The sequence below is a fragment of the Microvirga terrestris genome (assembly GCF_015694425.1).
GTDB lineage: Bacteria > Pseudomonadota > Alphaproteobacteria > Rhizobiales > Beijerinckiaceae > Microvirga > Microvirga terrestris.
The window spans coordinates 119507-132878 of the sequence record NZ_JADQDN010000009.1 but is presented as its reverse complement, the minus strand read 5'-3'; the positions used below and the strand labels follow the sequence as shown (position 1 = coordinate 132878).

10 protein-coding genes and 1 tRNA gene are annotated in these 13372 nt (G+C 62.8%); 9 read left to right on the top strand and 2 right to left on the bottom strand.

Annotation, left to right across the window (positions count from 1 at the left end; translation table 11 throughout):
- Positions 1-378 precede the first annotated feature (378 nt).
- The gene (gene argC, locus I2H36_RS16480; protein ID WP_196264995.1) at positions 379-1329 is read left to right on the top strand and encodes an N-acetyl-gamma-glutamyl-phosphate reductase; all 951 of its coding nucleotides are present in this window, start codon (positions 379-381) and stop codon (positions 1327-1329) included.
- A gap of 129 nt (positions 1330-1458) precedes the next feature.
- Here argC and I2H36_RS16475 read toward each other — a convergent pair whose 3' ends face one another.
- The gene (locus tag I2H36_RS16475; RefSeq protein ID WP_196264994.1) at positions 1459-2343 is read right to left on the bottom strand and encodes a fumarylacetoacetate hydrolase family protein; all 885 of its coding nucleotides are present in this window, start codon (positions 2341-2343) and stop codon (positions 1459-1461) included.
- A gap of 382 nt (positions 2344-2725) precedes the next feature.
- On the opposite strand from I2H36_RS16475, the gene I2H36_RS16470 reads away from it, so the two are divergent.
- Positions 2726-4027 (top strand): OmpP1/FadL family transporter, encoded by a 1302-nt coding sequence (locus I2H36_RS16470; RefSeq protein WP_196264993.1) that lies wholly within the window; start codon positions 2726-2728, stop codon positions 4025-4027.
- Positions 4028-4106: 79 nt separating this feature from the next.
- On the opposite strand, the gene I2H36_RS16465 is transcribed toward I2H36_RS16470, so the two are convergent.
- Entirely contained in the window at positions 4107-5912 is a 1806-nt protein-coding gene (locus tag I2H36_RS16465; protein ID WP_196264992.1) for a PHA/PHB synthase family protein, read from the bottom strand.
- 111 nt (positions 5913-6023) lie between these two features.
- On the opposite strand from I2H36_RS16465, the gene I2H36_RS16460 reads away from it, so the two are divergent.
- The 7 genes from I2H36_RS16460 (at position 6024) to I2H36_RS16430 (ending at position 13276) form a co-directional block, all read left to right on the top strand.
- Positions 6024-6449 carry a hypothetical protein gene (locus I2H36_RS16460; protein ID WP_210331103.1) on the top strand — a complete coding sequence of 142 codons (426 nt, stop codon included), beginning with the start codon at positions 6024-6026 and terminating at the stop codon, positions 6447-6449.
- A gap of 42 nt (positions 6450-6491) precedes the next feature.
- Positions 6492-7712 (top strand): LL-diaminopimelate aminotransferase, encoded by a 1221-nt coding sequence (locus I2H36_RS16455; protein WP_196264990.1) that lies wholly within the window; start codon positions 6492-6494, stop codon positions 7710-7712.
- 111 nt (positions 7713-7823) lie between these two features.
- Positions 7824-9146 carry a homoserine dehydrogenase gene (locus I2H36_RS16450; RefSeq protein WP_196264989.1) on the top strand — a complete coding sequence of 441 codons (1323 nt, stop codon included), beginning with the start codon at positions 7824-7826 and terminating at the stop codon, positions 9144-9146.
- Between the two features lie 56 nt (positions 9147-9202).
- Complete coding sequence (gene glpX, locus I2H36_RS16445) at positions 9203-10201, top strand: class II fructose-bisphosphatase (RefSeq protein ID WP_196264988.1); 999 nt, start codon at positions 9203-9205, stop codon at positions 10199-10201.
- A gap of 132 nt (positions 10202-10333) precedes the next feature.
- A complete protein-coding gene (locus I2H36_RS16440; RefSeq protein WP_196264987.1) occupies positions 10334-10777 on the top strand; it encodes a GNAT family N-acetyltransferase in 444 nt (147 codons plus the stop codon).
- A 533-nt stretch (positions 10778-11310) separates the two neighbouring features.
- Positions 11311-13122: a single-stranded-DNA-specific exonuclease RecJ gene (gene recJ, locus I2H36_RS16435; protein ID WP_196264986.1), complete on the top strand. Its 1812-nt coding sequence runs from the start codon at positions 11311-11313 to the stop codon at positions 13120-13122.
- 79 nt (positions 13123-13201) lie between these two features.
- A tRNA-Glu gene (locus tag I2H36_RS16430) sits at positions 13202-13276 on the top strand.
- The last annotated feature ends 96 nt before the right edge of the window (positions 13277-13372 follow it).

The window sequence follows — 13372 nt, the reverse complement described above, 5'->3', positions numbered from 1 at the left end:
ATCGCAGCTGCTCTGCCCGGCTCGAGGGCAGAGCGGATCCGCAAATAGAAAAGCCGGCGCCGAAAAGCGCCGGCTTTCGACTTTGGTGTCATCCCGTCGGGCGAGCAGGGTCCGGGATGAGAGCTGCTCATTCAGGAATGCAACGTCCCTTTTGTTGACAAGACCACGGCATAGCTTCATAGAGTTTCTATGAACACGAGCTCTCTTCTCCGACGCCGTACCACCGCCCGCTCAGCGCGTGCGTGACGACGGCTGTCCTTGAGACGCCTCGCAGGCCGCGCCCCGAGCGCGGCTTTTTCGTTTTTGGTTCCCCATATCTCCTGAACAATTCGCAGCTTCATCGCCTTGTCAGAGGCGGCACGAATGGACCCGATGACCATGACAACTTTCGCAGTTCAGAAGACCGCTACGGTTTTCATCGACGGAGAGGCAGGCACGACCGGCCTCGGCATCCGTGAGCGTCTTAAGGATGTGTCCGGCATCAAGATCCGCAGCATCGATCCGGAGCGGCGCAAGGATCCTGCCGCCAAGCGTGAAATCCTGGCTGAGGTCGATCTTGTTGTGCTGTGCCTGCATGATGATGCCGCGCGGGAGACTGTGAGGCTCGTGGACGGCCTGAGCGGTCACAAGCCCCGGATCCTCGATGCCAGCACGGCGCATCGGGTGAGCCCGGGCTGGGTCTACGGCTTCGCTGAACTTGATTCCGCTCAGCGGGAGGCAGTCGCCAAGGCTGACCGGGTCGCCAATCCGGGCTGCTATCCGACCGGTGCCATCGCGCTCATCCGGCCCCTAGTGGATGCCGGACTCATCCCGGCCGATTACCCGGTCAGCGTGAACGCGGTGAGCGGCTACAGCGGCGGCGGGCGCTCGATGATCGAATCTTACGAGGCTGGCACGGCGCCTGCCTTCGAACTTTACGGCCTCGGCTTCGAGCACAAGCATGTGCCTGAGCTGCAGAAATATACCGGTCTGACCCGGAGGCCGATCTTCATCCCCTCCGTCGGCAATTTCCGGCAGGGCATGCTGGTCAGCGTGCCGCTCCACCTCGACGCGCTTCCGGTCAAGCCCAAGGCTGCCGATCTCGAGGCTGCGCTCATGGAGCACTATCAGGGCGGCGGTCTTGTCAGCGTGGTGCCGACGATCTCCGGGGCCAAGAAGGTCGAGCGTCTCGAGCCGGAAGCCTTGAACGATACGGATCGGCTGGAGCTCTTCGTCTTCCAGCACGACAGCTACAACCACGCGCTTCTGGTCGCTCGCCTCGACAATCTCGGGAAGGGCGCCTCGGGCGCAGCGGTGCAGAACATCCAGCTCATGCTGGGGATGATCTGAAAGATCCGCTCCTGGCGTCATCACCGGCCTTGTGCCGGTGATCTCGATCCGAGAAGCAAGGAGCCTCATGAAAACAAGTTGGCCGGGACTAGCCCGGCCATGGCGTGAGATGCGTATCAGCTGAGGAGGCTAATGCCCCTTCCAGCTCTTGCTGGTGTCTGCAGGATTTCCTTCAAAAGCGACGACGCGCTGGCGCTGTTCGCCGAGACCCTCGATGCCGAGCGACACCACATCGCCGGCTTTTAGGAAGCGCTGGGGCTTCATGCCCATGCCGACGCCGGGCGGGGTGCCGGTGGTGATCACGTCGCCGGGCTCCAGGATCATGAAGTGCGAGACGTAGGACACGATCTGCGCGACGTTGAAGATCATGGTCTTGGTCGAGCCGTTCTGCATGCGCTCGCCGTTTACGTCGAGCCACATGGACAGGTTCTGCGGGTCGGAGATCTCGTCCTTGGTCACCAGCCAGGGGCCAAGAGGGCCGAAGGTCGGGCAGCCCTTGCCCTTGGTCCAGGTGCCGCCACGCTCGATCTGAAACTCGCGCTCAGAGACGTCGTTGCAGACGCAGTAACCGGCCACGAAATCCAGCGCCTCGTTGGCCCCGACATAGGATGCCCGCTCGCCGATTACGATAGCCAGCTCCACCTCCCAATCGGTCTTCTGCGATCCGCGGGGGATGACGACGTCGTCGTTGGGCCCGACAATGCAGGAGGGTGCCTTGTTGAACACAATGGGCTCCGCCGGGATGGCCGCGCCTGTCTCGGCCGCATGGTCCGCATAGTTCAGTCCGATGGCGATGAAATTGCGGACATGGCCCACGCACGCGCCGAGGCGCTGGCCTGCAGGTGCGACCGGAAGGCTGGAGGGGTCGGTCTGGCGGATGCGGCTCAAAGCGTCCGAGGACAATGTCGTTCCGGTGATGTCGGGAACGAGGCCAGACAGGTCGCGAACTCGCCCTTGGGCATCGACCAATCCGGGTCTCTCCCGTCCCGCTTCCCCAAATCTCACCAGCTTCATCGAATGCTCCTCTCGTTGCGGCATGTGCATAATCGGCGCGAATGCGCTCCGCAACAATGCATGTTCTCAGCGCAAATATGTTGCTGTTTTGCCACGAGCTCACACAAAGTGCGTGATTCCCCTGTTCTCGTCGGGGGTAGGAAACGGCCGTCTATGAGCCGCCAATACATTTGTTTAGATATGAACGATTGTTCCATACTTTCAAACGTCGTAATGGTATGAAAGTAAAGCGTAGTATATATTTCAGGATATACATAGAGTTTATGGATTCTTAACAGCCTGAGCTGGCCTCATAATCAGATTGCGGCGAAAATTAAGCATTGGCAGATTGTGCTCAAGGCGGGATTCGCCCGCACAAGAAGCAAATGGGCAGGAAAACTCCATGGGTCGTCTCTCTCGTTCTTTGTCGTTGGCTGCAGTCTCCCTGGCAGCCCTGGTCGCCGCGCAAGGCAGTGCTCACGCCGGGGCCTTCGCGCTCCGCGAGCAGAGCTCAACGGCTCAGGGTTACTCCTTCGCCGGTGCAGCCTCAGGCTCCGGCTACCTGTCCTCCATGTTCTGGAACCCCGCTGTCATTACGATGATGCCCGGCTGGTGGAGCGAAGGACACGCATCGCTGATCATTCCGCGGGTCGAGATCGATCCCACGACCGGAACCGCCCCCCTCCTGCTGCCTCTCGGTGCCTCCGGCGATATCGGCCAGGATGCGATCCTTCCTGCAGGCTACAGCTCCTATCAGATCAACGACATGCTGTGGGTCGGCCTGTCCTCGACTTCGCCCTACGGCCTCGTCACCGATCCCCGGCAGAACTGGGCCGGGCAGATTTACTCGCGCTCGTCCAGGATCTTCTCGCTGAACATCAATCCGGTGGTGGGCGTGAAGGTGAACGATTGGCTCTCCGTCGCGGTTGGGCCGTCGCTCCAGTACTTCGACATTACCCTCAAGCGCGCCGGAGCCCCCGTGCCGGGCGCTCCGAGCGTCATTCTCGATGGCGACGACATCGGCTATGGCTTCACCGCCGGTGTGACCCTCACGCCGTTTGCCGGCACGACCATCGGTATCGGCTACCGTTCACGGATCGATCACGAGCTTGAGGGGAATGTGGGCAGTTCCGTAACCGGGGCGCCCCGTATTCCGATCACTGCGGATCTCACCACCCCGGACCAGGTCACTATCGGTGTCTCGCAGGTCATCACGCCTGCCGTGACCGTGCATGCCGGCTTCGAGTGGACGAACTGGAGCGTTCTTGAGACGCCTCTCGTCGTTGGCCCTGGCGGCGTTACGGTCACGGATCTGCCGCTCAACTACAACGACGGCTATTTCTACTCCCTTGGCTTGGACTACAAGCTGACGAACCAGTGGACCCTGCGTGCCGGTCTTGCCTACGAGAAGTCGCCGATCGACACCGAGATCCGTTCCACGCGCCTGCCTGACAGTGACCGCATCTGGGCATCACTCGGCGCCAGCTATCAATGGAACGAGAAGCTGTCGTTCGATATCGCCTACACGCACATCTTCTCGAGAGAGGCAGATATCCGCATCGTCGAGGGCCAGCAGGACTTCGAGGGCGCACCCTTCGTGGCCGATGTGGATGCCAGCACGGACATTCTGTCGGTCGGCCTGCGCTACCGTTGGGACGATCCCGCCGTTGCCATCCCGGCGGCTCCGATCGTCCGCAAGTACTGAGATCCTCAGCAACCGATCAAGTCAAAAGGCCGGCGAAAGCCGGCCTTTCTTCTTATGTCGGTTCGAGAAACGTTAGATTTCAGGACTTCGCCAGGACGTAAGTTCCCGGCGCGTCGCAGAGAGGCTCCAGCTTGCCGCCACCGGGTTCCCGCGCCGGCACCATTTTGGGTCCCTGGGCCTTGATCCACTCGAACCAATAGGGCCACCAGGATCCAGGCGTCTCGTTCGCTTGCTTCATCCAATCTTCCAGCTCGCCCTCGACCGGTCCGCCGGTCCAGAACTGGTATTTCGGCTTGCCGGGTGGATTGACCACACCGGCGATATGTCCCGATCCGGCAAGCACGTACTGCACCGGACCGCCGAATGCCTTTGAGCCGACGAACACCGAGCGGGCAGGGGCGATATGGTCTTCCTTGGTGGCAAGATTGAAGATCGGCACCTTCACCTTCTTCAGATCGAGCTTTACCCCCGCAAGCTCCATCTCGCCTTGGGCAAGCTTGTTCTCAAGGTAGCAGTTGCGCAGGTAAAAGGCGTGATTGGCTGCCGGCATGCGGGTCGAGTCGGCGTTCCAATAGAGCAGGTCGAAGGGGAGCGGCGCCTTGCCTCTCATGTAGACATTTACCACGTAGGGCCAGATCAGATCGGTGGGCCGCAACATGTTGAAGGCGTTGGCCATGCGCGAGCCTTCGAGATAGCCGCGCTTCTTCATGGAGGCTTCCAGGCTCTGAACCTCCTGCTCCCCAGCGAACACCTTCAGGTCGCCCGCATGGGTAAAGTCCACCTGCGCGGTGAATAGCGTTGCGCTGTCGATGCGCTTGTCGCGCTTGGCGGCCATGTAGGCCAGCGTGGTAGCGAGCAGGGTGCCGCCGACGCAGTAGCCGATCGCCGTCACCTTCTTCTCGCCCGTGGCCTGCTCGATGGCGTCTAAAGCCGCGAAGATGCCGTCGCGCATGTAATGCTCGAAGCCCTTTTCCGCATGCTGCTCGGCCGGGTTCACCCACGAGATGCAGAAAACGGTCAGGCCCTGCGCTACGGCCCAACGGATGAAGCTCTTCTCCGGATTCAGATCGAGGATGTAGTACTTGTTGATCCAGGGCGGCACGATCAGCAGCGGCCGCTTGAGCACCTTCTCGGTCGTCGGCGTGTACTGGATCAGCTCGATGAGATCGTTACGGAAAATCACCTTGCCGGGGGTATTGGCGATGTTGGCGCCGACCCTGAAATTGCTAGGGTCGGATTGGCGGATCTTCAACTCGCCCTGACCCGCTTCGATATCCTCTGCCAGCATGGTGATGCCGCGCACGAGGTTGGCGCCGTTTTCGCGCATGGTCTCGCGGATCAGCTCGGGATTCGTTAGCAGGAAATTGGAAGGCGAGAGCGCGCTGGAGAGCTGCTTGAGATAGAACTGCGCCTTGTGGCGTGTGCGCTCGTCGAGACCGTCCGCATTCTCCACCAAGTCCTCCGCCCAGCGGGAGGAAATGAGATAGGCCTGCTTCAGGAAATCGAAGATCGGATTCGCGGACCATTCGGGATCCTTGAAGCGATTGTCCTTGGGCTCGGGCTCGGCCACCGGCTCCGCAGGCTCGCCCTGAGCCCGCTTTAGCGTCGAGGCCCAAAGGCTCAAGAACTGGGTGCTAAGGCGCGTCTGGGCCTCCAGGCTCTTCTGCGGGTCCGTCATCCAGGCTTCGGCCACCCGCGTCAGGGATTTGATCGCCTCCGAGGTGTCTCCTGGAGGCTCCGTCAGGATTTTGCCTTCCTGAACGGGCTTGAGGTAGGCGGCGGCAGCCTTGCCGGCGCCCTCAATAAACCGAGCGACGTTATGGGAGAGTTCCTCGAAGTCCGGGGTGGGGCCTTGGATCTTCTCTTCACCATATGGCTTGTCCATAAGGCGATCTCCCTCTATCGCAGCAGCATTGCTCGCAAGCGGTATTTCCGACATCTTAACGGTCGACCTGTCGGATATGCCAGAGTCATGTTGCAATTCTTAGGTATCACAATGCGTACGATGGCCTTTTCGATCCGCCGCACTTCCACTGTTGCCGTGATGATGCTTGCCGTCGTCGGCGTTGCCGGCTGCAATGGTGGCTTCAATCCTGTCCGGGACGTGGCAACGGCCGTCGGTGCCGGTCCGCAGACCGCGGCAACTCCAGACTTCGTCGCGCGATCCAGGCCGGCAAATCTGGAATACATGCCGATCGGTACGTCCGTTCCCGAGCGTCCGACGCCGGCGCGCACGGCGGAAGAGACCAAGGCAGCCGAAGCGGAACTCGATGCCCTGCGCACCCGGAATGAGGCTGCGGGCGCGGCCGCCGCGGAGGCGGGCAAGACTCCGCCGCCTGAGCCCATCAGGCTGCCGCCCAACTCCTCTGCCAACACGTCGCAGCAAACGCGCCAGAAGACGAATTCCAACAGAAGGCCTTAGTGCCTATACGGAATGATGCGATTCCGCTCGGGGACGAGAACCATGTCTGATTTCTACCGGATCAAGCGCCTTCCGCCTTACGTCTTCGAGCAGGTCAACCGGATCAAGGCCGCTGCACGGGCCAATGGCGCCGACATTATCGATCTCGGCATGGGCAATCCGGATCTTCAGGCCCCGCAGCATGTCATCGACAAGCTCGTCGAGACCGTGGGCAAGCCCCGGACCGACCGCTATTCGGCCTCCAAGGGCATCGGCGGCCTGCGCCGCGCCCAGGCCGGTTACTACGAGCGCCGCTTCGGCGTGAAGCTCAACCCGGACACCCAGGTGGTGGCGACACTCGGCTCCAAAGAGGGCTTCGCCAACATGGCCCAGGCGATCACCGAGCCGGGCGATGTAATTCTGGTGCCGAACCCGAGCTATCCGATTCATGCCTTCGGCTTCCTGATGGCTGGCGGCGTCATCCGGTCCGTTCCGGCCGAGCCGACCCCCGACTTCTTCATCGCGGCCGAGCGGGCCGTGGCCCATTCGATTCCGAAACCCGTGGCCCTCGTGGTCTGCTATCCGTCGAACCCGACCGCCTATGTGGCGTCGCTCGACTTCTACCGGGATCTTGTTGCTTTCGCCAAGAAGCACGAACTGATTCTGTTGTCGGACCTCGCTTACTCCGAGGTCTATTTCGACGAGGCGAACCCGCCACCATCGATCCTCCAGGTGCCCGGCGCCATGGACGTGGCCGTTGAGTTCACCTCCATGTCCAAGACCTTCTCCATGGCCGGCTGGCGCATCGGCTTCGCGGTCGGCAACGAGCGGCTTCTGGCGGCGCTTGCACGGGTGAAATCCTATCTCGATTACGGCGCCTTCACGCCGGTGCAGGTGGCGGCCACTGCCGCGCTGAACGGGCCGGACGACTGCATTCGCGAGATGCGCGCCACCTACAAGCGCCGCCGGGATGTGATGGTCGATTCCTTCGCGAAGGCGGGCTGGGACGTGCCGGTGCCCACGGCTTCCATGTTCGCCTGGGTGCAGATCCCCGAAAAATTCCGCCCCATGGGCAGCCTTGAGTTCTCCAAGCTCCTGGTGGAGAAAGCCGATGTGGCGGTCGCGCCCGGTATCGGCTTCGGCGAGCACGGGGACGATTACGTGCGGATTGCCCTTGTGGAAAATGAGCAGCGCATCCGTCAAGCCGCCCGCAACATCCGCAAGTTCTTCGACAGCGCGGACCAGACCCTCCACAACGTGGTTCCGATGGTTCGGCGGGTCTGATCCAAATCGCAGAAATTCATGCCGATGCCTGTGACCTGGGTTCTGGTCCGCATGGACATGGAACCCCGGCGGTCGTAAAAGCAGCCCGAGATTTTCAAGGAGCTGCTGTTCGTGACACGTCCCCTTCGGGTCGGTATTGCCGGCCTCGGCACCGTCGGCGCATCGGTCATTCGCATCCTCGACCGTCAGAACGAGGCCATCACCCAGCGCGGCGGAAGGCCCGTTCAGGTTATGGCCATCTCAGCCCGCGACAGGTCCAAGGACCGTGGATTCGACCTCTCGCACTTCACGTGGTTCGACAATCCCGTGGACCTTGCCGGTGCAACGGACGTGGATTGCGTCGTCGAACTCGTGGGCGGGGCGGACGGGGCAGCGCTGGAGACGGTGCGCAGGGCGCTCTCCCACAGCAAGCACGTGGTGACAGCCAACAAGGCGCTGCTTGCCAAGCACGGGCTTGAGCTGGCTAAGCTCGCCGAGGATAAGGGCGTATCGCTAGCCTTCGAGGCTTCCGTCGCCGGCGGCATACCGATCATTAAGACCCTGCGCGAGGCCCTGCCGGCGAATCGTATCTCGCGCCTCTACGGCATCCTCAACGGCACCTGCAACTACATCCTCTCCCGGATGGAGCTGGAGGGCCTGACCTTCCAGGAGTGCCTCAAGGACGCCCAGCGTCTCGGCTACGCGGAAGCCGATCCGACCTTCGACGTCGAAGGTTTCGACACGGCCCACAAGCTCGCCATCCTTACCAGTCTTGCCTTCGGTACGCAGATCGATGCGGAGGCGATCTACGTGGAGGGCATTTCGTCCATCGCGCCGCTCGACCTCACAATGGCGAAGGAGCTGGGCTTCCGCATCAAGCTTCTGGGCGTGGCCGAGCGCACGAAAACTGGCATCGAGCAGCGCGTCCATCCGACCATGGTGCCCAGGACCTCTTCCATCGCCCAGGTCATGGGCGTGACGAACGCGGTGACCATTGATGCGGACGCAGTGCGCGAGCTGACCCTGATCGGGCCGGGGGCGGGTGGGGACGCCACTGCTTCCGCCGTCGTGGCGGATATTGCCGATGTGGCAACCGGCAATGTGCAGCCGCTCTTTGGTGCGCCCATCGACCAGCTGGAAAAGGCGCCCCGCGCGCCCATGCAGCGCCATGAGGGCGGTTACTACATCCGCCTCACCGTCCATGACCGCCCGGGCGTTGCCGCTGGCGTAGCGACACGGATGGCCGAGGCGGACATTTCCCTTGAGAGCATTCTCCAGAAGCGTTCCGAAACCGCAGCAAACAAAGACCCGCACGGCCGTTCGGGCACGCCAGTTCCGCTGGTGCTCATCACCTATGCGGCGACGGAAGCTTCGATCCGCTCCGCCCTGGAAAAAATTACGGGGGATGGTCTTATTGCCGAGCCGCCCCAAGTCATTCGCATCGAACGCGAGTAACCTAACGCCGGGACCAATGGCTCGGCCACGATCACGATAAGGGAGACGACACGTCCATGTCGCAAGGCATTACCGTCCAACCGGGCCAAATCATCGAGCGCATCCTGACCCTGGAGCTCGTCCGCGTCACTGAGCGCGCGGCGGTGGCCTCCGCCAGGCTGCGCGGCCGCGGCAACGAGAAGGCCGCCGACCAGGCGGCCGTGGATGCCATGCGGCGTGAGCTGAACAAGCTTCCCATCGACGGCACGGTGGTGATCGGCGAGGGCGAGCGCGACGAGGCGCCGATGCTCTTCATCGGCGAGAGGGTCGGCAACAAGCAGGGTCCGAAGGTCGACATCGCTGTCGATCCGCTGGAAGGCACCACGCTCTGCGCCAAGGATATGCCAGGCTCCATCGCCGTGATGGCCATGGCCGAATCCGGCACCCTGCTGGCCGCTCCCGACGTCTACATGCACAAGATCGCCGTCGGTCCCGGATACTCTGCCGGCGTGGTCGATCTGGATGCCAGCCCCGAGGAAAACCTTCACAATCTCGCCAAGGCTAAGGGCGTGAAGGTGAACGAGCTAACCGCCCTCGTGCTCGACCGTCCGCGCCATGCCGATCTGATTGCGGCCATCCGCAAGACGGGCGCGGGCGTTCGTCTGATCTCGGATGGCGACGTGGCCGGCGTGATCTTCACCACGAAGCCGGAAGAGACGGGCATCGACATCTATCTCGGCATCGGCGCCGCCCCCGAGGGCGTTCTGGCGGCCGGAGCGCTCCGCTGCATCGGCGGCCAGATGCAGGCCCGCCTGATCCTCGACACGGAGGAGAAGCGCTCCCGCGCTCTCCAGATGGGCGTCACCGATCCGAACCGGAAATACGATATGACGGATCTCGCTCGGGGTGACGTGATCGTGGCAGCCACCGGCGTGACCGACAGCGCGCTCACCAAGGGCGTGCACTTCGGCAAGGATGTGATCACCACTGAGACGGTGGTCTACCGTTCCGCGACAGGCACCGTCCGCCGCATCTACGGCGAGCACCGGGAACTTGCTAAGTTCCACCTGGACTAAATTGCAGCCAAGCTGCCGATATTATCTTCGTCATGGCCGGGCTCGTCCCGGCCATCGACGTTTTAGGACGCTAGAGACGCGGATCCCCGCAATAAATCCGGGGATGACGATGGAGCAGATTAGGAGAGACGCATGATCCAAATTCGGCCCTTCACGGTGGATGATCGCGAGGCCTGGGAACCCCTCTGGCAGGGGTATCTTACCTTCTACAAATCATCCCTGCCGGCGGCGGTCACGGAGGAGACGTGGCGGCGGCTCAACGATCCTGCCGAACCCATGCATGGTCTCGCTGCAATCCTCGACAGCAGGATCGTCGGTATCGTGCATTACCTCTATCACCGCTCCACCTGGACCATCGGCAGCTACTGTTATCTGCAGGACCTGTTTACCGCAGAGGAGGCACGCGGACGCGGTGCAGGTCGGATGCTGATCGAGGCGGTCTATGAAAAGGCGAGGGCGGATGGAGCAAGCCGGGTTTATTGGCTGACGCACGAGACGAACGTGGCAGCCCAGGCGCTCTACGAAAAGGTCGCCTCCCGCAGCGGCTTCATCCAGTATCGGCATCTGCTGGGCTGAGGCGCCATCCCCTCGGCTTGGTCTGGAACCCATGTCTTTGCCGCCGTTCAAGGCATGCATGGACAGGACGAGCACGGCCACGACCCGGAGAGGGCGAGGTTATGTTCCTATTTTGTTCTTGACAATCGTCTTAAGCTGGGCTATAGCTGGGGACATCCTCGCCCGACGAGGGGGGCGCTCGCGAGGCGTCGCAGATGTGGGGCAAGGAGCGGTCCCGCCGCAGGTCTCGCACACCTGTGATCGCGGGTGGCCGATCCTGGCTTGATCCAGGTCCGCTGAAACAAACCGCGCGTGACGGGCAGTCTGGCTCTCACATTTCCCACACCCATCGAGCCGGGCTGCCCGCCACGCCTCCCTCGATCTTAACCTTCAGGCTCGCAGCCCAACGGCTGCGGGCCCCAAGGTGCTGGCTCTGTGACAATCGATTGCTTGAACACTTCCAAATTCCCTGCGGCATCCGGGATGACAAGGAGACGGCACTCCCCGAAGATCGTCGGGTGCTTTGACCACAATTCGGGGTTAAGACTCGCGCTGTGACCGAATCATCCCCTCTTCAATTGCCAAAACCCTTCCTGGGTGTCGCCAATTCCGCCCTCGGGCGTACCTGGGTCGAGCGCTGCGATGCCGCCCAGAGCACCGTTGCGCTCGCCATTTCCCAAACCCATGGCCTGCCCGACGTCCTCGCCCGTGTACTCGCTGGCCGAGGCGTCGGCATCCATGAGACCGACGGCTTCCTGAACCCGCGCCTGCGGGACCTCATGCCGGACCCGCACAAGCTCACCGACATGGAGGCGGCAGCCTCCCGCCTCGCCGATGCGGTGACGCGCAATGAGAAGGTGGCGATTTTCGGTGATTACGATGTGGACGGCGCCTGCAGCGCCGCACTGCTCGCCGAATACCTGCTGGCCTGCGGTGTGGAATATGTCATCCACATTCCCGACCGGATCACGGAGGGCTATGGCCCGAACGTGGATGCGATCCGGGCCCTAAAAGAGCAGGGTGCCGATATCCTGGTGACGGTCGATTGCGGCACCGCCAGCATCGAGCCCCTGGCCGAGGCCCGCCGCCTTGGACTCGATCCCGTCGTCATCGACCACCACCAGGCGCCCGAGCGCCTGCCGGAAGCGCTCGCCATCGTGAACCCGAACCGGCAGGACGATCTGTCGGGCCTCGGCCATCTCTGCGCCGCGGGCGTGGTTTTCCTGACCCTTGTCGCCCTCAACCGCACCCTGCGCTCGCGCGGGTTCTTCGAGGGCCGGTCTGAGCCCGATCTGATGGGCAGTCTCGACCTTGTGGCTCTTGCCACAGTGGCTGACGTGGTGCCGCTGCTGGGCCTCAACCGTGCCTTCGTGCGCCAGGGACTGGCGATCATGAGAAGCCGCCGCCGGGTGGGCTTGGCAGCGCTTCTTGATACGGCAGGGCTTGCAGGAGCCCCGGAGAGCTGGCATCTCGGCTACCTTGTCGGGCCCCGCATCAATGCCGGCGGTCGCATCGGCGATGCCGCCCTGGGCTCAAAGCTTCTCCTCACTGAAGACCCGGTTCAAGCCGGCAGATTGGCCGCTGAACTGGACCGGCTCAATCGGGACCGGCAGGCCATCGAAGTCGTAGCCGTCGCCGAGGCGGAGGCCCAGGCCATGATGGCCCTTGAGCGGGCGCCGGACTTAGCCGTCCTCGTCACGGCTTCAGCCGCGTGGCACCCCGGCGTCGTCGGGCTGATCTCCGCCCGTACCAAGGAGCGGTTCCGCCGTCCGGCTTTCGCGTTCACCCTCAACCAGGATGGGACAGCCACCGGCTCGGGCCGGTCCGTGCCCGGCGTCGATCTGGGCTACGCCGTGCGGGCGGCCGTGGATGCCGGGCTTGCCATCAAGGGCGGCGGCCACACCATGGCGGCCGGCGTGACGATCCAAGCCACGGACCTTCAGCGTTTCTTGGATTTTGTGACCGAGCGGCTCTCCGAACCCGTGAGCGCCATGCGCCTGCGGGACAATTTCGCCATTGATGCGACCCTGACCGCCGCTGGCGCACAGCCCGCCGTGGTGACGGCGCTCGAAAGGGCAGGTCCGTTCGGCCAGGGCCAACCCGAGCCTGTCTTCGTTTTCCCGCAGCATCGGGTCATCGAGGCACGGGAGGTCGGCAGCGGTGGGCATCTGAGGGTGAAGCTTCGCGGCGGAGACGGCAGTTTCATCGGCGGAATCGCCTTCCGGGCTGCGGGTCAGCCTCTTGGCAATGTGCTGTCGCAGGCCATCGGCAATCCGCTCCATGTGGCCGGAACGCTGGCCATCGATCGCTGGGGCGGCGGAGAGAAAGCCGAGCTTCGCATCATGGATGCCGCACGGCCTGAATAATTGAATTCGGGTGCTTGCGATGCATCACGAACCCATCTATAGGTTCGCCCACTTCGGCGGCACCGCCCCGAAGCCCTGCGCGCCCTTCGTCTATCGGTTAGGACATCTGCCTTTCACGCAGGAAAGAGGGGTTCGACTCCCCTAGGGCGCGCCACTCTCCCCATCATCGAAAAACTAGTCTTGAGAGAAGCTTGCCGGAATCTTTTCGCGCGGCGTCTCACCATCCGCAGCCTGCTCCTTTCGGCGACTC